This window comes from Flavobacterium sp. N1736 (assembly GCF_025947065.1).
In the GTDB taxonomy this organism is placed as follows: domain Bacteria; phylum Bacteroidota; class Bacteroidia; order Flavobacteriales; family Flavobacteriaceae; genus Flavobacterium.
Genome location: NZ_CP109994.1, coordinates 2,677,509 through 2,695,777 on the forward strand (window position 1 = coordinate 2,677,509; position 18,269 = coordinate 2,695,777).

At 32.7% G+C, this 18,269-nt stretch carries 17 protein-coding genes and 1 pseudogene; 16 read left to right on the forward strand and 2 right to left on the reverse strand.

All coding sequences use genetic code 11. The features are described 5' to 3' along the window. The first annotated feature begins 89 nt into the window (after positions 1 to 89). The 8 genes and pseudogenes from OLM54_RS11125 (at position 90) to OLM54_RS11160 (ending at position 6,695) form a co-directional block, all read left to right on the forward strand. On the forward strand, positions 90 to 827 hold the full coding sequence (locus OLM54_RS11125; RefSeq protein WP_264534713.1) for a tyrosine-protein phosphatase: 738 nt from the start codon (positions 90 to 92) through the stop codon (positions 825 to 827). 18 nt (positions 828 to 845) lie between these two features. Beyond that, positions 846 to 1,811 carry a T9SS C-terminal target domain-containing protein gene (locus OLM54_RS11130; protein WP_264534714.1) on the forward strand — a complete coding sequence of 322 codons (966 nt, stop codon included), beginning with the start codon at positions 846 to 848 and terminating at the stop codon, positions 1,809 to 1,811. Positions 1,812 to 1,917: 106 nt separating this feature from the next. Next, on the forward strand, positions 1,918 to 2,337 hold the full coding sequence (locus OLM54_RS11135) for a helix-turn-helix domain-containing protein (protein WP_264534715.1): 420 nt from the start codon (positions 1,918 to 1,920) through the stop codon (positions 2,335 to 2,337). A 70-nt stretch (positions 2,338 to 2,407) separates the two neighbouring features. Beyond that, positions 2,408 to 2,815: a helix-turn-helix domain-containing protein gene (locus OLM54_RS11140; protein ID WP_264534716.1), complete on the forward strand. Its 408-nt coding sequence runs from the start codon at positions 2,408 to 2,410 to the stop codon at positions 2,813 to 2,815. Positions 2,816 to 2,989: 174 nt separating this feature from the next. Further along, positions 2,990 to 3,166: pseudogene (locus tag OLM54_RS21725) on the forward strand (helix-turn-helix transcriptional regulator); the annotation flags it as partial. 258 nt (positions 3,167 to 3,424) lie between these two features. Further along, the gene (locus OLM54_RS11150; protein ID WP_264534717.1) at positions 3,425 to 3,742 is read left to right on the forward strand and encodes a HipA N-terminal domain-containing protein; all 318 of its coding nucleotides are present in this window, start codon (positions 3,425 to 3,427) and stop codon (positions 3,740 to 3,742) included. 86 nt (positions 3,743 to 3,828) lie between these two features. Continuing rightward, on the forward strand, positions 3,829 to 4,671 hold the full coding sequence (locus tag OLM54_RS11155; RefSeq protein WP_264534718.1) for a HipA domain-containing protein: 843 nt from the start codon (positions 3,829 to 3,831) through the stop codon (positions 4,669 to 4,671). A 161-nt stretch (positions 4,672 to 4,832) separates the two neighbouring features. Further along, positions 4,833 to 6,695, forward strand: a complete 1,863-nt coding sequence (locus OLM54_RS11160; protein WP_264534719.1) for an ABC-F family ATP-binding cassette domain-containing protein — start codon at positions 4,833 to 4,835, stop codon at positions 6,693 to 6,695. A gap of 50 nt (positions 6,696 to 6,745) precedes the next feature. Here the strand turns inward: OLM54_RS11160 and OLM54_RS11165 are convergent, their stop codons facing one another. Beyond that, positions 6,746 to 7,114 (reverse strand): four helix bundle protein, encoded by a 369-nt coding sequence (locus OLM54_RS11165; protein WP_264534720.1) that lies wholly within the window; start codon positions 7,112 to 7,114, stop codon positions 6,746 to 6,748. 273 nt (positions 7,115 to 7,387) lie between these two features. Between OLM54_RS11165 and OLM54_RS11170 the strand changes: the two genes are divergently transcribed. Further along, the gene (locus OLM54_RS11170) at positions 7,388 to 7,930 is read left to right on the forward strand and encodes a hypothetical protein (protein WP_264534721.1); all 543 of its coding nucleotides are present in this window, start codon (positions 7,388 to 7,390) and stop codon (positions 7,928 to 7,930) included. Positions 7,931 to 8,043: 113 nt separating this feature from the next. After that, entirely contained in the window at positions 8,044 to 8,847 is an 804-nt protein-coding gene (locus OLM54_RS11175) for an O-methyltransferase (RefSeq protein WP_264534722.1), read from the forward strand. A 56-nt stretch (positions 8,848 to 8,903) separates the two neighbouring features. Here OLM54_RS11175 and OLM54_RS11180 read toward each other — a convergent pair whose 3' ends face one another. Then, complete coding sequence (locus OLM54_RS11180) at positions 8,904 to 9,563, reverse strand: DUF6565 domain-containing protein (RefSeq protein ID WP_264534723.1); 660 nt, start codon at positions 9,561 to 9,563, stop codon at positions 8,904 to 8,906. 311 nt (positions 9,564 to 9,874) lie between these two features. Here OLM54_RS11180 and OLM54_RS11185 point away from each other — a divergent pair, with 311 nt between their 5' ends. The 6 genes from OLM54_RS11185 to OLM54_RS11210 all read left to right on the forward strand — a co-directional run bounded on the left by OLM54_RS11185 (position 9,875) and on the right by OLM54_RS11210 (position 18,049). Continuing rightward, positions 9,875 to 10,561: an ABC transporter ATP-binding protein gene (locus OLM54_RS11185; protein WP_264534724.1), complete on the forward strand. Its 687-nt coding sequence runs from the start codon at positions 9,875 to 9,877 to the stop codon at positions 10,559 to 10,561. Between the two features lie 100 nt (positions 10,562 to 10,661). Then, entirely contained in the window at positions 10,662 to 11,231 is a 570-nt protein-coding gene (locus OLM54_RS11190; RefSeq protein ID WP_264534725.1) for a cob(I)yrinic acid a,c-diamide adenosyltransferase, read from the forward strand. 278 nt (positions 11,232 to 11,509) lie between these two features. Further along, positions 11,510 to 11,731: a DUF2795 domain-containing protein gene (locus tag OLM54_RS11195; RefSeq protein ID WP_007138072.1), complete on the forward strand. Its 222-nt coding sequence runs from the start codon at positions 11,510 to 11,512 to the stop codon at positions 11,729 to 11,731. Positions 11,732 to 11,818: 87 nt separating this feature from the next. Then, entirely contained in the window at positions 11,819 to 15,163 is a 3,345-nt protein-coding gene (secA, locus tag OLM54_RS11200) for a preprotein translocase subunit SecA (protein WP_264534726.1), read from the forward strand. 254 nt (positions 15,164 to 15,417) lie between these two features. Continuing rightward, positions 15,418 to 15,795 carry a hypothetical protein gene (locus tag OLM54_RS11205; protein WP_264534727.1) on the forward strand — a complete coding sequence of 126 codons (378 nt, stop codon included), beginning with the start codon at positions 15,418 to 15,420 and terminating at the stop codon, positions 15,793 to 15,795. 94 nt (positions 15,796 to 15,889) lie between these two features. Next, the gene (locus OLM54_RS11210) at positions 15,890 to 18,049 is read left to right on the forward strand and encodes a TonB-dependent receptor (protein ID WP_264534728.1); all 2,160 of its coding nucleotides are present in this window, start codon (positions 15,890 to 15,892) and stop codon (positions 18,047 to 18,049) included. The last annotated feature ends 220 nt before the right edge of the window (positions 18,050 to 18,269 follow it).

Sequence of the window (18,269 nt, forward strand, 5' to 3'; positions counted from 1 at the left end):
TTTCAACCGCTATATATTACTAATAATCCTCATAAATAAAAAACTGCGACGGTAAGAAAATACAACTTATTTATTTTTACTTTTACCGCATGTTATCATTCTTTAAATCAAAACCGCATTTAAAAGATCTTCTTTCAGAAGATTATATTGATATTCATTCTCATTTATTACCCGGAATTGATGATGGTGCAAAAACCATAAAAGAAACCACAAAACTGGCAAAAGCGTTTAAAGAAATTGGTATTTCGCAATTTATTACAACGCCGCATATTAGCCATTATATCTGGAATAATTCGCCTGACGTTATTATTGCCAATTCTATCGAAACAAAACTTGCGCTAGAAAACCATAATATTAAGGTTCCGTTTTTGGCTGCTGCCGAATATTTTATGGATGATTGGTTTGAAAATCATTTTAAATCTGAAAAACTTCTTACCTTAAAAGATAATTATGTTTTGGTCGAGATGTCTTATATAAATGCTCCGGTGCAATTGTATAAAATACTTTTTGATTTGCAAGTTGCCGGATATATTCCGGTTTTGGCACATCCCGAAAGATATTTGTTTTATCATAAAAACTTTTCTGAATACGAAAAATTGAAAAAAGCAGGTTGTTTATTTCAATTAAATTTATTGGCTTTAGTGGGTTATTATGGTGACACGGTAAATAAAACCGCAGATTTGCTTTTGAAAAAAGGAATGTACGATTTTACAGGAACAGATGTTCATCATAGCAATCATATTGCATCATTTAGCCAGAAAGTAAAAACAGATTATATTTCTAATTTAAAAGAAATTATTGCTAACAATCAGTTTTTTAAATTTTAAGAAAATAGTTTTCGAATAATGATAAAAACGATATTCTTTTTCTTTATTAGCACAATCGCAGCATTTGCGCAGGTTTCTGGCTGTACAGATATTTTATCTAAAAATTATAATGCAGCGGCAACAATAAATGACGGAAACTGTCAATATGCAAACTTTAAAATAAGACCACAATATTCGAATAAATTAAGTGATTCTGTAAAAGAAACGTCGGGATTAATTGCTTTCGATCATTTATTATGGACTCATAATGACGATCATGATAAAACAATTTACGGATTAGATTCTCTGGGAAAAATTCAGAAAAAAATCATTTTGGATAAAGTGATAAATCATGACTGGGAAGAAATTTCGCAAGACAGCTCGTATTTATATATTGGTGATTTTGGCAATAATTACACCGGAAACCGTACTGATTTAAACATTTTAAAAATTGAAAAAAAATCATTTTTAAATGGAAATCCAATTATCGAAAAAATTTCTTTTTCTTATGCTGACCAAACTGATTTTACCGCACAAAAAGGAAACACGACCAATTTTGACTGCGAAGCTTTTATAGTTTCCAAAGACTCTGTTTATTTGTTTACGAAACAATGGAAATCATCAAAAACCAGTATTTATGCGTTACCAAATAAATCCGGAAACCATATTGCACAATTTAAACAAACTCTTGATACAAAAGCTCTTGTAACAGGCGCGACATATTTAGAATCAAAAAAATTGATTGTACTTTGTGGTTATTCAAAAACGGGGAAATCATTTTTATATGTATTATACGATTTTAAAAACAATGATTTTCTATCAGGAAATAAACGAAGAATAAATCTTTCACTTCCTTTTCATCAAATCGAAGGAATTTCGTCAGAAGATGGTTTGCATTATTATCTGACAAATGAATCTTTGGTTCGAAAACCGATAATCAATGTTCCGCAGCAAATTCATTATTTAGATTTAAGTCCCGTATTGAATTCCTATCTGCACAAATAATTCGCAAATCGCGATATAATAGTTTACTATTTTTTTATCTTTGAAACTCATACTTTTTCATACAAATGGCTTTATCTTTGAGCTTTCAGAAAAATTGATATTCATTATGGAACAAAAAATACATCAGGGAAGAAACGTAAAACGTTTTAGAGAAATGCTTGGAATCAAACAAGAGGCATTGGCTTTTGATTTGGGAAATGACTGGAATCAGAAGAAAATTTCTATGCTGGAACAAAAAGACATAATCGAGGTTGATCTACTAAATCAAATCTCAGATATATTAAAAATTCCTGTGGAGGCTTTTCAAAATTTTGATGAAGAACATGCGGTGAATATTATTGCAAATACCTATTCATTTCAAGATTTTAAAGATAATGCGGTAGCTTCTGGATTTAGCTATCAGCCTTCTTTCAATCCCGTTGATAAAATCGTTCAATTGTATGATGAAAAAATCGCGTTGTATGAACGTATGTTGAAAGAAAGAGATGAAATGATGGCAAGGCTTGAAAAACTAATCAATAAATAATTTCTTAATAATTATTTATAAGACATACAAATGGCTTTATCTTTGAGCCTTCAGAAAATTGATATTCATTATGGAACAAAAAATACATCAAGGAAGAAACGTAAAACGTTTTAGAGAAATGCTTGGAATCAAACAGGAAGCATTGGCTTTTGATTTGGGAAATGACTGGAATCAAAAGAAAATTTCTATGTTGGAGCAAAAAGATATAATTGAAGTTGATCTACTAAATCAAATCTCAGATATATTAAAAATTCCTGTTGAAGCTTTTCAAAATTTTGATGAAGAGCATGCGATAAATGTTATTTCTAATACTTTTGGAGATAATGCCTGTGTTGGAAATCCTAACTCCACATTCAACTTCAATCCTATCGAAGAGTTAAAAAAACTTCACGAAGAAAAGATTGCTTTATTTGAGCGTATGCTGAAAGAAAAAGATGAAATGATGGCAAGGCTTGAAAAATTAATCAAGGACAAATAGAACATTAATCTATAATATCTTAATATACAAGGAGGCTTTCGAGTCTCTTTTTTAGTTTTGAATTAAAAATCTATACCCGTAAGGGATTTTTTTATTAATTTTTACATATATTATACCCTTACGGGTACAATATTGATTAAAATTACTATATTTATACCCGTAAACGCATAAATTATGAGCAACTTATCTCCGTTTATTAAATATCATCGTAAAAAACTTGGTTTTACACAAGAAGACCTAGCGTTAAAAGCTGGTGTTGGAATTCGTTTTATAAGAGAGTTAGAACAAGGAAAAAAAACGCTTCAGTTAGATAAAGTTGAACTAGTATTATCTTTATTTGGTTTTGAATTGACTCCTGCAAAACAACAACTGGATCCTTATGATATAGTTTCTAACTTTCTTCTCAAGGCTATTAAAATTACCCTGAAAAACAAGACAATAAAATATGGAATGTTCGTTAACGAAATATTTGATTTCAAAGAAAATAAAATTACCGCTTGGGAATTTATATCTAACATGAATATGATAAAATATCACCAAAAAACAGATGACCAAATAATCGAAAAAATTGCTCATAGTGATATTCAACAAATAGAAGAACAATAAGTAATGAAAAAAGGATTAGTTTATAAAAAAGAGCTTTTGGCAGGTTTAATTTGGGAAAATGAAGATGGATATTTCTTTCAATATGATTCTACATATATACAAAATCCTCAATATGGTCCCGTAAGCAGAACATTGCCCGTAAGAGAGGAATTATTTACAGATAAAAACATGATTCCATTTTTTGACGGTTTAATCCCTGAGGGATGGTTATTAAAAATTGCTATTGATAATTGGAAACTTAATCCGAGGGATCGAATGAGCTTATTACTAACATTATGTAGAGACTGTATTGGCGACATAAGTATAATTAATACAATATGAATTGTTTACTGTGTTATAAAGAACTAACAAACGAAGAAATCGATTATCATTCTAAATGTATAAAAAAAACATTTGGAATCAAAACAATGCCAATAATTGATATTGATGAAAAAAAACTGACATTGTATGCAAAAGAAGTAATAGATACTAAAGCGGCAATTACAGGCGTACAGCCAAAACTAAGTTTATGGTTGGAGGAAAGTAAAAACGACATCCGATTTACAATTACTGATAATAAAAGTAATTACATTTTTAAACCACAAAGCGAAACATTTCAATTGTTACCTGAAAATGAAGACCTTTGTATGCACCTGGCTCAAATATTTGGTATTGAAACGGCCATTCATGGTTTAATAAGACTTCCCAGCGGTAATCTGGCTTACTTAACCAAAAGATTTGAACGACTTGGCGAAAAAAAATTAGCTTGTGAAGATTTGTGCCAACTCACAGAAACACTTACAGAACATAAATATAGAGGAAGTCATGAAAAAACAGGAAAAATTATTCGTCAATATTCTTCTCAACCCGGACTGGACTCATTGAGATACTTTGAAATAATTTTATTTAGTTTTATAACAGGTAATGCTGATATGCATCTAAAAAATTTCTCTATGCTTGAGAGAGAAAATGGACAATTTCTTGTAAGTCCGGCTTATGATTTAGTTAGCACATATCTTGTAATTTCAAATGAACCAGAACAAATGAGCCTTACTATTAATGGACGAAAAAATAAACTAACAAAAAAAGATTTCGATGCATTAGGCAAAAGCCTGAACCTTACTGAAAAACAAATATTAAATACATATAACCAATTTTTTAAAAAACTTAGTAAAGCATATTGGTGGATTGAAAATAGTTTTCTTTCAATAGATCAAAAAAACAAATTGGCTGAATTAATTTCCAAAAGGATCGAATTATTAAATAATTAATATTTTAAAACATCATAGCGTAGCGCTATCTTTTTTTGTTACGTTCAAAAGGGTATCTTTGCCGCTTAAATAAAAATCAGTCTCTTTAAAGCTAGAGACTAAATTAGAGACCTGTATGTTTAAAAACATTACAATTATTTGATTTTAAGCAACTTAATAACATGAATTACTTATCTGTAGAAAACATATCGAAGTCTTTTGGTGAAAGAACATTATTTGACAACATTTCATTTGGTATTAATAAAGACCAAAAAATAGCTTTTATTGCCAAAAATGGTTCCGGAAAAACAACCATTATGAGTATTATCAATGGTTTGGACGAACCAGATACGGGTCAGGTTGTTTTGAGAAAAGGAATTAGAATGGCGTTTCTTTCTCAGGATAATAATCTACAGGAGGAATTAACGATTGAAGAAAGTATTTTTGCTTCAGATAATGAAACGCTGAAAGTAATTGAGGCTTACGAAAAAGCACTTGAAAATCCGGATGACGAAGAAGCATACCAAAAAGCTTTTGACGGAATGGATCAGCATAATGCGTGGGATTTTGAAACGCAATACAAGCAAATTTTATTTAAATTAAAACTGGAAGATTTTAAACTTAAAGTAAAAAATCTTTCTGGTGGACAAAAGAAACGTCTATCATTGGCAATCATTTTGATTAATCGCCCAGATTTATTGATTCTTGATGAGCCAACCAACCACTTAGATCTTGAAATGATCGAATGGCTGGAAAGTTATTTTGCAAAAGAAAACATTACATTGTTTATGGTTACGCACGACCGTTTCTTTTTGGAGCGTGTTTGTAATGAAATCATCGAACTTGACAATGGTAAATTATACCAATACAAAGGAAATTATTCTTATTACTTAGAGAAAAAAGAAGAGAGAATCGCTTCTGAAAATGCCAGCGTTGACAAAGCAAAAAACTTATTCGTAAAAGAATTAGAATGGATGCGCCGTCAGCCAAAAGCGAGAACTACAAAATCAAAATCTCGTCAGGATGATTTTTATGTAATTAAAGAAAAAGCACAAAGCCGTCGTCTCGAAAATAAAGTTGAACTTGAAATTAATATGGAACGTATGGGAAGCAAGATTATCGAGCTTCACAAAATTTCTAAAAAATTCAAAGATCACGTTATTCTTGACAATTTTAGTTTTGATTTTCAGCGTGGAGAACGTATTGGAATTATTGGTAAAAACGGAACCGGAAAATCGACTTTCTTAAATCTTCTTACCGGAACAATTCCATTAGATAGCGGACGCGTAGTAAAAGGTGAAACTATAAAAGTTGGATATTATACGCAAAGCGGAATCAACCCGAAACCAAATCAGCGTGTTATAGATATTATTAAAGAATACGGAGAATTTATTCCGCTTGCAAAAGGACGAATGATTTCGGCTTCGCAATTGTTGGAACGTTTTCTTTTTGATGCCAAAAAACAATATGATTTTGTCGAAAAATTAAGCGGTGGCGAATTAAAACGTTTGTATTTATGTACTGTTTTAATTCAGAATCCTAACTTTTTGATTCTCGATGAGCCTACAAATGATTTAGATATTGTAACATTGAACGTTTTAGAGAGTTTCCTTTTAGATTATCCGGGATGTTTATTGGTGGTTTCGCACGACCGTTATTTTATGGATAAAATTGTAGATCACTTATTTATCTTTAGAGGAAAAGGAGAAATCGAAAGCTTTCCAGGAAACTATTCTGATTTTAGAGCTTATGAAGACAGCGCCGATGTTGCTCAAAAAGAAGAAAACAAAGCCGACAAAAAAGACTGGAAACAAAATAATCCAACAGGAAATCTGAGTTTCAACGAGCAAAAAGAATATCAAAAACTAGAAAGAGAAATTAAAGATCTGGAAATTGATAAAACTAAAATCGAACAGTTATTCTCTGACGGAAAAGTTGCCGACGCAGATATCGAGAAAAAAGCAAATGAACTGCAAAATATCATCAATAAAATAGATCAGAAAGAAGAACGTTGGTTTGAGCTTTCGGCTAAGATCGAGGGATAGTTTTTAGTTTTCAGTCTCAGTTTTCAGTTTTCATTTTTTAGTTTGAGAAATTATGTATTGCATCCAAATTTACCAGGATTGTTTATCATGTAATTTATTAGTTTTCCAATTTCGTGACTTTTATAATTTAAACTTTCAAATGTTTTTTCATTGATGTATTTACATTTGAGCGAAAATTCTAACCAAACATTGGTTTCCGAATTTTCAGCATCACTATCCGTTAGTTTACTTATAAAGTGGTTTACATATCGTCTCTTCCTATATGATTCTGCAATATTTGCCGAAACACTTCTGGAAGAACGCCTTATTTGATCTGTTAAAGAATATTTTTCTTCCTTCGGAAATGACTTAGAAAGTTCAAATATTTCCATCGCAAGTTCAAACGATTTTTTGTAAGCCAGTAATTCTTTAAAATCCATTGTTTAGTTTTTCACAAGGATATATAAAAAATAAGAAAAAACCTATTTTTAAAAAACCAATCCACTGAGACTGAAAACTGAGACTGAAAACTGAGACTAACACTAAACCCAGATTTTTTAAAGTTTTCAATAGACTATCAAAAAAAGTGCTTAAAATTCCGAAAATGTTAAAATCAGTATGTAAGAATTTGGAATAATTGTATAAATATAAATAAAGTGGTTTAACGAGATTTGTATAAGTGAAAACGAATTCACAATTTAAAATATATACAAATGGAAAATTTACATAACCCAGACAGTAACAAACGTACAATGCTAACAGGAATGTTTTCTGATAGAGATAGTACAGAAAGAGCTTACGAAACATTAAGTGAAAGAGGATATACAAAAGATGAAATCAATCTTATTATGTCTGACGATACAAGAAAAAAACATTATTCTGATAAAGACGATCACTCTGAATTAGGAACAAAAGCAGCAGAAACAGCTGGAACAGGTTCTGCAATTGGAGGAACTATTGGCGCAATCGTAGGCGTTATCGCAGCTTTAGGAACAAGTCTTGTTATTCCTGGTTTAGGACTAATTATTGCGGGTCCGCTTGCAGCAGGATTAGCCGGTGCCGGTGCCGGAGGAATTACTGGTGGTTTAATTGGTGCTTTGGTGGGTTCTGGTATTCCTGAAGAAAGAGCAAAAGTTTACGAATCAGGTATTAAAGATGGTCACGTAGTTTTAGGTGTTCACACTCGTAATGATGAAGATGCTGAATACTTTGAACAACAATGGAAATCAAATAAAGGAGAGAATATCTACAGATAATCTGTCATTAAAATACATTATAAAAAGCCCGATCTAATAACGATCGGGCTTTTTTATTTCTTTTGATTAAAGATAGCTGATTTGTATCTTCGCGTTTTCCTGAAAATACTTTTATGCTGTTTCAAATACAATCATATCTCAAATTCTTGTGGCATTCTAAAAATGAACATGCAGTACATTCGCCATTTGTATTCCATTTATTGACGAAATGTTTTTATGATAAAAAAGATAAGCCGGAATATTCTATTTTAAAAAATTACAGAAAATCCCTTTTAGCGAATAAAAATTTCATAGAAGTTACTGATTTTGGTGCAGGATCAAGAGTTTTTAAATCGAATAGAAGGCAAATTTCTAAAATTGCTAAAACTGCCGGAATTTCTCCAAAAAGAGCTGAATTGTTATTTCGTGTAACCCGATATTTTGAACCCAAAAACATTCTCGAAATAGGAACTTCATTGGGTTTGGCTACTTCTGCCCTTGCTTTAGGGTCTCGAAGCCTCGGGACGAAAGCAAAAGTAATTACACTCGAAGGCTGTCCGCAAACGGCAAATCAAGGTCAATCACAATTGCAAAAATTCAATTTCAATAATGTTAATTGCGTTATAACAGAATTTGAAAGCTATTTTCAGGACATTCAACTGAGACTGAAAACTGAGACTGAGAACTTCAATCTAATCTATTTCGACGGTAATCATTCTAAGAAAGCAACTTTAGCTTATTTTGATCTATTATTGCCAACTATTGACAATGATTCTGTTTGGATATTTGATGACATTCATTGGTCGGCAGAAATGGAAGAAGCTTGGGAAATTATTAAAAATCATCCTAAAGTAATCGTAACAATAGACACTTTTCAATGGGGATTTGTATTTTTCAGACGCGAACAAAAAAAGGAACATTTTATTTTAAGAGCATAAAAAAATGGCAACCATTTCTGATTGCCATTTTTCAAATCTAAATTTAAACCAATAACTTATTTTTTAGCTGCTGCTGTTTCTTCAGATTTAGCTCCCATTCTGTTAACAGTATACATTGGAGCAAATTTAATTTTTAAACCTGCAATTTTTCTGTTATCTTCTGATGAAAGTCCTTCTTTTTCAACTGTATTTTTACGACTGTCTAATGCTTCATACATTAATTTAATTTCATCCCAGTCTTCACGAGAATAACTGTCTTTATTATTTTCTACAGTATGTACAAATTGTTGGTATACACTATGAATGTTTTGAGCATTTACCCAGGCAAAACTCATATCATCACCAATTTTTCCTTCTCCAAATAATGCATTACGCAATTGTTGTTTAGGTGATACCGCTGGAGGCGCAAGAGCTGCAGCCATTCCGGTTTTAAACTCCTCATACTTCGTTTTGCTTTCATTAATTCTTTCAGTTTCAGCGGCATTGTCTTTAATATCTGCAAGCGCCAATTGTGCATTTTCAGCTCTTCTGTTGTATTCTGCTTCAACATCTTTCCAATCTGCTTTTAAGTCATCAGCTTTTACATTTTTTACTGAATCTACATACGTTACGTATGCGTCGATTGTTTTTTTAGCTTGTTCTTGTTTTTCGTCTTTACATGATGTAAAACTTAATGCAATTAATGCAATTCCTGATAAAATTTGTATGTTTTTCATAATTTTGATTTTTAAAAGTTACAAGACAAATATAGTTAAAAAAATGAATTATTCTAAATAATTATTAAAAATTTAATCATTAAAATAAAAATAATTTAATAAAATTTAGAAAATATGATAATTATGTAAAATGATTTTAAAATCATATAACAATTATTTCTTGTATTAGATTATAATTTATTAAAAAATGAAATTGTTCTTAAAAAAGGCTATTACTACTGCTTACAATCTTGTAACAAAAATCAATTAAGCACTACTTATATATTATTGAAAAGTGTTTCGTACTTTTAAATCCAAAATTGTAAAAAGAAATGGCAGATCCATTAATTAAAATAACTAACATCAAACGAGATTTTGTACTTGGTAATGAAATCGTTTATGTTTTAAAAGGAATCGATTTAGAAATCAACAAAGGAGAATATGTAGCTTTAATGGGACCTTCCGGATCCGGAAAGTCGACTTTAATGAATTTATTGGGCTGTCTGGATACGCCAACTTCGGGACATTATGTTTTGAACGGAAAAGATGTGAGCCAAATGAAAGACGATGAACTGGCGGGAATTCGAAATAAAGAAATTGGGTTTGTATTTCAAACTTTTAATCTTTTGCCCAGAACCACAGCTTTAGATAATGTTGCTTTACCAATGATTTACGCCGGACATTCAAAATCTGAACGCAATACACGTGCTGTTGAGGTTTTAACCCAAGTAAATCTTGCAGACAGAATGGATCATCAGCCAAACCAGCTTTCGGGAGGACAACGTCAGCGTGTGGCAATTGCCCGTGCTTTGGTCAATAAACCTTCTATTATATTAGCCGATGAACCAACAGGAAATTTAGACAGTAAAACTTCTGTAGAAATCATGAAACTTTTTGGAGATATTCATGCTCTTGGAAATACGGTGATTTTGGTAACACACGAAGAAGATATCGCAGCCTATGCACATCGTGTAATTCGTTTACGTGATGGTGTCATTGAAAGTGATACTACAAAGTAATTTTAGATTTCTGATTTTAGATTTTAGATTATTTTCTACATCTAAATTTTGAGTTATATTTTTTCAATCTAAAATCATAAATCTACAATCTAAAATAAAAATGAAAGTATATACAAAAACAGGAGATAAAGGAACGACGGCTCTTTTTGGAGGTACGCGTGTTCCTAAAGATGATATTCGAATTGACAGCTATGGAACTGTTGATGAATTGAACTCTTATATAGGTCTCATTCGGGATCAGGAAATTGATTCTCATTATAAAACTATTTTAATAGAAATTCAGGATCGCCTTTTTACTGTTGGAGCAATTTTAGCAACTCCACAAGAAAAAGAAGTCTTAAAAAATGGCGAACTACGACTAAAAAACCTTGGAATAATTGATTCTGATATTGAATTATTAGAAAACGAAATTGATAAAATGGAAGAAAGTCTTCCGCAAATGACTCATTTTGTTTTACCTGGCGGTCATTCAACCGTGTCACATTGTCATATAGCACGTTGTATATGCCGCCGTGCAGAGCGTTTGGCAGTACATTTAAGCCATAATGAACACGTTCCTGAAATCGCAATTATGTACTTAAACCGACTTTCTGACTACCTTTTTGTCTTGGCACGGAAGTTGTCGTCTGACTTAAAAGCGGATGAAGTGAAATGGATTCCGAGAAAGTAAACAGTTTACAGTCGCAGTCACAGTTTTTACACTGAAAGGCGAATTCTTGAAAAGAAAGTAAAGAGTCGCAGTTTCAATCTTTAAACGGGAAACTAGCACCGAAACTGAATACTTTGAAAAAGAGTAAAAACAGTCGCAGTTTTTAAGTTTCAGACTGGAAACTGGCACTGAAAACTGAAAACTAATAGAGACGTTCTTAAATTTTCTTAAAATAAATCAAATTTTACTTGTCTTTTTCAGTAAAAAATTTATTTTTGCACAAACTAAACAGATAACAGATGTATTGGACATTAGAATTAGCATCTTATTTAAGTGATGCGCCATGGCCTGCTAACAAAGATGAACTTATTGACTACGCTATTAGAGCTGGTGCTCCATTAGAAGTAGTAGAGAACCTTCAGTCAATTGAAGATGAAGGTGAGATATACGAATCAATGGAAGAAATTTGGCCTGATTATCCAACAGACGAAGATTATCTTTGGAATGAGGATGAATATTAAAAAATAAACCAAAGGAAAAGTCTCATCACAGAGGCTTTTTTTTTGGTTCAAATACACATTTACATATAATAGAAATACACTTAAATCATGAGTTTCATAAACAGTATCATTAAAGTCTTTGTAGGTGATAAATCACAGAAAGATGTCAAAGCTTTACAACCTTATTTAAACAAAATTAAAACATTCGAAACCAGCTTAATGAGTTTGTCTCACGACGAATTGAGAGCTAGAACCGCATTTTTTAAAGAGAAAATAAAAGAAGCCAGAGCTGATAAAGATGCTAAAATTGCTTCGCTTAAAGCGGAAGTAGAAAACATCGAAGACATCGACAAAAGAGAAGATCTTTATGATGCTATTGATAGTCTTGAAAAAGAAGCTTATGAAATTTCAGAAAAAACTTTATTGGAAATTCTTCCGGAAGCTTTTTCTGTTGTTAAAGAAACCGCTCGTCGTTTTAAAGACAATTCTTTTATTGAAGTTACTGCAACTTCAAAAGACCGCGAACTTTCAGCTACAAAAACATATATCACTATTGAAGGTGAAAAAGCAACCTGGGCAAATAAATGGAACGCTGCCGGTAAAGAAATTACCTGGGATATGATTCATTACGATGTTCAGTTAATTGGAGGTATGGTTTTGCACGAAGGTAAAGTTGCCGAAATGCAAACGGGTGAAGGTAAAACTTTGGTTGCTACGCTTCCGCTTTACTTAAACGCTTTGACAGGAAACGGAGTTCACTTAGTAACTGTGAATGATTACCTTGCAAAACGTGATAGTACATGGAAAGCACCTTTATTCGAATTTCACGGTTTAACTGTTGATTGTATTGATAATCACCAGCCAAGTACTGAACAAAGAAAAAAAGCTTACGACGCAGATATCACTTACGGAACCAACAACGAATTTGGTTTTGACTATTTAAGAGATAACATGGCACACTCGCCAAGCGATCTAGTACAAAGAAAACACAACTACGCTATTGTCGATGAGGTCGATTCTGTATTAATTGATGATGCAAGAACGCCGCTTATTATTTCAGGTCCGGTTCCTCAGGGAGATCGTCATGAATTTAATGAGTTGAAACCAAAAATCGAAAACTTAGTTTCTCAACAACGTCAGTTAGCGAATGGTTTCTTAGCAGAAGCTAAAAAATTAATCAAAGAAGGAAATACTAAAGAAGGTGGATTCTTATTGTTAAGAGCTTACAGAAGTTTACCTAAAAATAAAGCATTAATTAAATTTTTGAGTGAAGAAGGAATCAAACAATTGCTTCAAAAAACCGAAAATCAATATATGCAGGATAACAATCGTGAAATGCATAAAGTGGATGAAGCTTTGTATTTTGTAATTGAAGAAAAAAACAATCAGGTTGAATTAACTGATAACGGTATTCAATACCTTTCAGGAGATACTGATGCAGACTTTTTCGTACTTCCGGATATTGGAACTGAAATCGCTGCTATCGAAAAACAAAAACTGGATAAAGACGGTGAAGCAGAAGCCAAAGAAAGATTATTCCAGGATTTTGGAGTAAAAAGCGAGCGTATTCACACTCTTACTCAACTTTTAAAAGCATACGCATTATTCGAAAAAGATGTTGAATATGTGATCATGGACAACAAAATTATGATTGTCGATGAGCAAACTGGTCGTATCATGGATGGTCGTCGTTATTCTGACGGTTTACACCAGGCGATTGAAGCTAAAGAAAATGTAAAAATCGAAGCTGCTACACAAACTTTTGCAACTGTTACATTACAGAACTACTTTAGAATGTACAGCAAATTGGGTGGTATGACAGGTACAGCGGTTACAGAAGCTGGCGAGTTATGGCAGATTTATAAATTAGACGTTGTGGAGATTCCAACCAACCGTCCGATTTCAAGACAAGACAAAGAAGATTATATCTATAAAACTACACGTGAAAAATTCAACGCTGTAATTGAAGATGTTACTGAATTATCAAATGCAGGAAGACCAGTTTTAATTGGAACAACTTCTGTTGAGATTTCAGAATTATTAAGCCGAATGTTGAAAATGAGAGGCGTTACACATAACGTTTTGAATGCAAAAATGCACAAACAAGAGGCGCAAATCGTTGAAGAAGCAGGAAAAGCCGGAGTTGTAACTATTGCAACAAACATGGCTGGTCGTGGTACCGATATTAAATTATCTCCAGAAGTAAAAGCTGCCGGAGGTTTAGCAATCGTGGGTACAGAACGTCATGATTCCCGTCGTGTAGACAGACAGTTACGTGGTCGTGCAGGACGTCAGGGAGATCCGGGAAGTTCTCAATTTTATGTTTCTCTCGAAGATAACCTAATGCGTTTATTTGGTTCTGAAAGAGTTGCTAAAGTTATGGACAGAATGGGACTTCAGGAAGGTGAAGTTATCCAACATTCTATGATGACAAAATCTATCGAACGTGCTCAGAAAAAAGTAGAAGAAAATAACTTTGGTGTTCGTAAACGTTTATTAGAATATGATGACGTAATGAACTCGCAACGTGAAGTAGTTTACAAACGTCGTCGTCACGCCTTATTTGGTGAGCGTTTGAAACTGGATATCGCTAATATGCTTTATGATACTTGCGAATTAATCGTAAGCCAGACTAAACCAATTAACGATTTTAAAAATTTCGAATTTGATTTAATCCGTTATTTCTCGATCACTTCTCCAATTACAGAAGCTGATTTCCTGAAATTATCTGATATTGAAATCACAGGAAAAATCTATAAAGAAACTTTAGCATTCTATACAGAAAAAACAGAAAGAAGCGCAAGAGAAGCTTTCCCAATCATTAAAGGAGTTTACGAAGAGCCAAATAATCATTTTGAGCGTATCGTAGTTCCATTTACTGACGGAATCAAAACTTTGAATGTGGTTACTGACTTGAAAAAAGCTTACGACAGCGAAGGTGCTCAGTTAATTGCTGATTTTGAGAAAAATATCACGCTTTCTATTGTTGATGAAGCCTGGAAAAAACATTTACGCAAAATGGACGAATTGAAACAATCTGTTCAATTAGCTGTTCACGAGCAAAAAGATCCATTGCTAATTTACAAATTAGAAGCTTTTAATTTGTTTAGAGGAATGTTAGACAATGTTAATAAAGAAGTTATCTCATTTTTATTCAAAGGTGATTTACCGGCTCAAAACGTTACTTCTGAAATTCACGAAGCAAGAGAAGTTCGTCAAAAAGACAACTTCAAATTAAGCAAAGACGAAATTGTAAACAGCGAAGATATTAATCGCGAAGCCGGAGAAACACAACAACGTCAGGTTACAGAAACTATTGTAAGAGATATGCCAAAAATCAACCGTAATGACACTGTAACAGTTCAGGAAGTTGCAACAGGTAAAACCGAAGAAATGAAATTTAAAAAAGCAGAAACTTTAATTGCATCAGGCGCTTGGGTTCTTGTTAAATAGTTTTTAGTCTCAGTATTCAGTTTACAGTCTGATATTCTAGATTATATACATCAAACCCGACAGGTTTTAAAAACCTGTCGGGTTTTGTCTTTTCAAATAGTTTTTAGTTTAAGTCTGCGACTGAAAACTGCCACTGAAAACTTTAAACTGAGACTGAATACCGTGACTAAAAACTTTTTTCCGGAAAATTTAAAAATAAATTCGTTCTAAATTGAATAAACAGTACTTTTGCAATCATAAACAACAAAAAAGCTTTGAAGCGAATTCTAATCATATTTCTTTCCTGCATGCTTTTGGTGCCATCATTTGGCAGTTTCTTTGTTTATACCTCATTCAAATTAAATCAGGAAGAAATTTCAAAAACCATCTGTGTACAGCGAAAAATGATTTTTAATAGCTGTAACGGTCGATGCGAGCTTCAAAAGAGTTTAAAAAAATACGCTGATAACGAAAAGAAAATGCAAAACAACCTGAAAGAAAAAGCAGAAGTTGTTTACATTCAAAATACACCAACAAATAATTTCAAATTAGTAGAACCAATCGAATCACAAGCAAAACTTTTCGCTTCATTCGATACCAAACCTATTTCGGTTTCAAATTCTACATTTCACCCTCCATCCTATTTTATATAAATTTTAGCTACACTTTTCAATACAAATTGAAAAGATTTTTCCTGTTCTAAAACCAGGAAAATGTCCGTTACTTTTAAAATTTATATAATTTAAAATGAAAAAAATATACTTTACCCTATTGATTATAGGGCAATGTGTCTTAGCACAAAACAAAGTCGAAAAAGACACAACCAAATCACAGGAACTCGAAAACGTTTTTATAACAGCCAATCGTACAGCAACTTTACGTAAAGAAACCCCTGTGGCAATTAGTAAAATAACAGCTAAAACAATCAACGAAACCAAAGCTACAGCCGTTTACGAAATCATTAATAAAACGCCGGGAGTTTTAATGGTTAATTTAGGAAACGAACAGCACATGATGTCGATTCGTCAGCCAATGACAACCAATGCATATTATTTATATTTAGAAGACGGTTTGCCAATTCGCCCAATGGGAATATTCAATCACAATGCTTTACTTGAAATTAATCAATATAATTTGCAAAGTATTGAAGTTGTAAAAGGTCCGGTTTCTTCTTTATACGGTCCTGAAGCTGTTGGCGGAACGATCAATTTAATTTCACTGAAACCACCTGTAGATCCTGAATTTAAATTTGGTATTCAGGCAGACAATTATGGTTACAGAAGATTTCAGGCAGCTGGTGGTGCAACCATCGGAAAAGTTGGTTTTCATATTGCCGGAATTTCAAGCTTGCAGGAAAATGGCTGGATGACTTATTCTGATTATAACAAAGATAATTTGAACGCCAGAATCGATTACAACATCTCACCTTCTACCCGATTGATTAGTAATACGATGTATGGAAAATATTACTCTGACATGAGCGGAACGGTTGACGAGCAAGCTTTTAACAACAGAACTTATAAAAGCACAACCGATTTTACTTATAGAAAATCTGATGCTTTGAGAACAAGATTAACATTAGAACATGATTGGAACAGCAATTCAAGCAGTTATATTACAGGATATTTACGTGACAATAAATTAGGTCAAAATCCTTCGTACGGAATAAAATGGAGTCCAACTGTAAACCCAACAACAGCGAAAGGGGAAGTAAATTCAAATAATTTTAAAAGTTATGGCGCCATTGGACAACATACTCAAAAATTTGATTTCTTAAATGCTAAACTTGTTGCGGGAGCATTATACGATTATTCTCCGGTAACATATTGGTCTTATGTTATTGATTTAAAAGCCAATTTAAATCCTGGAGAAGCAGGAAAACAAACGGTAGATTATTATGAAATTATTGCCGAACATCCGAATTCTAAATTAGCTGATTATACTGCTGATATCTTTAATTCAGCCGGATATGCACAATTGAGTTTTAATCCATTTGAAAAATTAGTGATCACAATTGGCGGACGTTACGACAATATGAAAGTTAATTACGATAATGCTTTAGACCAATCTACCGGAAGCAAAGTTTACGACAAAGCTACTTTTAAAGCCGGTGCAAACTACAATCCGTTTGAGTTTGGAGGTTTTTATGGTAATTATTCACAAGGTTTTGCGCCTCCCGGAATCACATCTATTTTTAGAACAAAACCAGGAACTGGCGGAACAACCGGCGTTCCTGCTGATTTTTATTATAATCTGGAACCAGCGACTTTTGATAACTACGAAGTTGGCGGATGGCTTTCCTTCCTTCAAAATAAATTAAATTTTGATTATGCCTTTTATTATATGGAGGGAGAAAATGAACTTTTAAGCGTAAAACTTCCCGACAATACAACCGATTATCGTTCTGCCGGAGAAACGCGTCATAAAGGAATTGAGTTTGGCGCTTCATACCGACCATCAAAACAATTCAACATTCGCTTTGGCGGAACTTATGCACAACACACTTATATTGATTTCAAACTTTCAGATAAACCAAGCGATCCTGTTCAGGATTTAAACGGCAAAGAAATGCCTGCTGCACCAAAATGGTCCGGAAATTCAGAAGTAAGTTATTATCCAAACTGGCTTCCAAATCTAAGAACATCCATAGAATGGCAGCTTGTGGGAAGTTACTATCAGGATCAAATCAACACCGTAAAATATGATGGTTATAATATATTCAACGCAAGAGTTGGCTACCAATGGAAAGGGATCGAAGTTTACGGAAACGTACTTAATTTAACCGATAAATTATATGCCTACAATGTTTCAAGAGCCAATACAACAAATGCGCAGCCAACATATACAGCAGCGGCGCCAAGAACTTTTGTATTTGGAATTCAATATAATTTTTCATTAAAAAAATAAGTTTTTGCCACAGATTCCACAGATTAAAAGAATTATAAGAATGTTTAAATTGAACCATTAAGACATTAAGTTTCATTAAGCAAAACTTTACTTTCTTAATCTCTTAATGGTAAAAAATCATTTTAATCGTGAAATCTGTGGCAAAAAATAATAATTATTTAGAAGCTAATCCCGCTCTCGGCTTTATCTTTTTATGGCAGAAAAAGCCATAAAAAGGATA

Bases quoted from the DNA above. Each gene is read 5' to 3' on its own strand.
- OLM54_RS11210 (WP_264534728.1), top strand. From the start codon at position 15,890: ATGAAAAAAATATACTTTACCCTATTGATTATAGGGCAATGTGTCTTA.
- OLM54_RS11150 (WP_264534717.1), top strand. From the start codon at position 3,425: ATGAAAAAAGGATTAGTTTATAAAAAAGAGCTTTTGGCAGGTTTAATT.
- OLM54_RS11195 (WP_007138072.1), top strand. From the start codon at position 11,510: ATGTATTGGACATTAGAATTAGCATCTTATTTAAGTGATGCGCCATGG.
- OLM54_RS11160 (WP_264534719.1), top strand. From the start codon at position 4,833: ATGAATTACTTATCTGTAGAAAACATATCGAAGTCTTTTGGTGAAAGA.
- OLM54_RS11190 (WP_264534725.1), top strand. From the start codon at position 10,662: ATGAAAGTATATACAAAAACAGGAGATAAAGGAACGACGGCTCTTTTT.
- secA (WP_264534726.1), top strand. From the start codon at position 11,819: ATGAGTTTCATAAACAGTATCATTAAAGTCTTTGTAGGTGATAAATCA.
- OLM54_RS11125 (WP_264534713.1), top strand. From the start codon at position 90: ATGTTATCATTCTTTAAATCAAAACCGCATTTAAAAGATCTTCTTTCA.
- OLM54_RS11165 (WP_264534720.1), bottom strand. From the start codon at position 7,114: ATGGATTTTAAAGAATTACTGGCTTACAAAAAATCGTTTGAACTTGCG.
- OLM54_RS11180 (WP_264534723.1), bottom strand. From the start codon at position 9,563: ATGAAAAACATACAAATTTTATCAGGAATTGCATTAATTGCATTAAGT.
- OLM54_RS11185 (WP_264534724.1), top strand. From the start codon at position 9,875: ATGGCAGATCCATTAATTAAAATAACTAACATCAAACGAGATTTTGTA.
- OLM54_RS11130 (WP_264534714.1), top strand. From the start codon at position 846: ATGATAAAAACGATATTCTTTTTCTTTATTAGCACAATCGCAGCATTT.
- OLM54_RS11170 (WP_264534721.1), top strand. From the start codon at position 7,388: ATGGAAAATTTACATAACCCAGACAGTAACAAACGTACAATGCTAACA.
- OLM54_RS11175 (WP_264534722.1), top strand. From the start codon at position 8,044: ATGCTGTTTCAAATACAATCATATCTCAAATTCTTGTGGCATTCTAAA.
- OLM54_RS11155 (WP_264534718.1), top strand. From the start codon at position 3,829: ATGCCAATAATTGATATTGATGAAAAAAAACTGACATTGTATGCAAAA.
- OLM54_RS11140 (WP_264534716.1), top strand. From the start codon at position 2,408: ATGGAACAAAAAATACATCAAGGAAGAAACGTAAAACGTTTTAGAGAA.
- OLM54_RS11135 (WP_264534715.1), top strand. From the start codon at position 1,918: ATGGAACAAAAAATACATCAGGGAAGAAACGTAAAACGTTTTAGAGAA.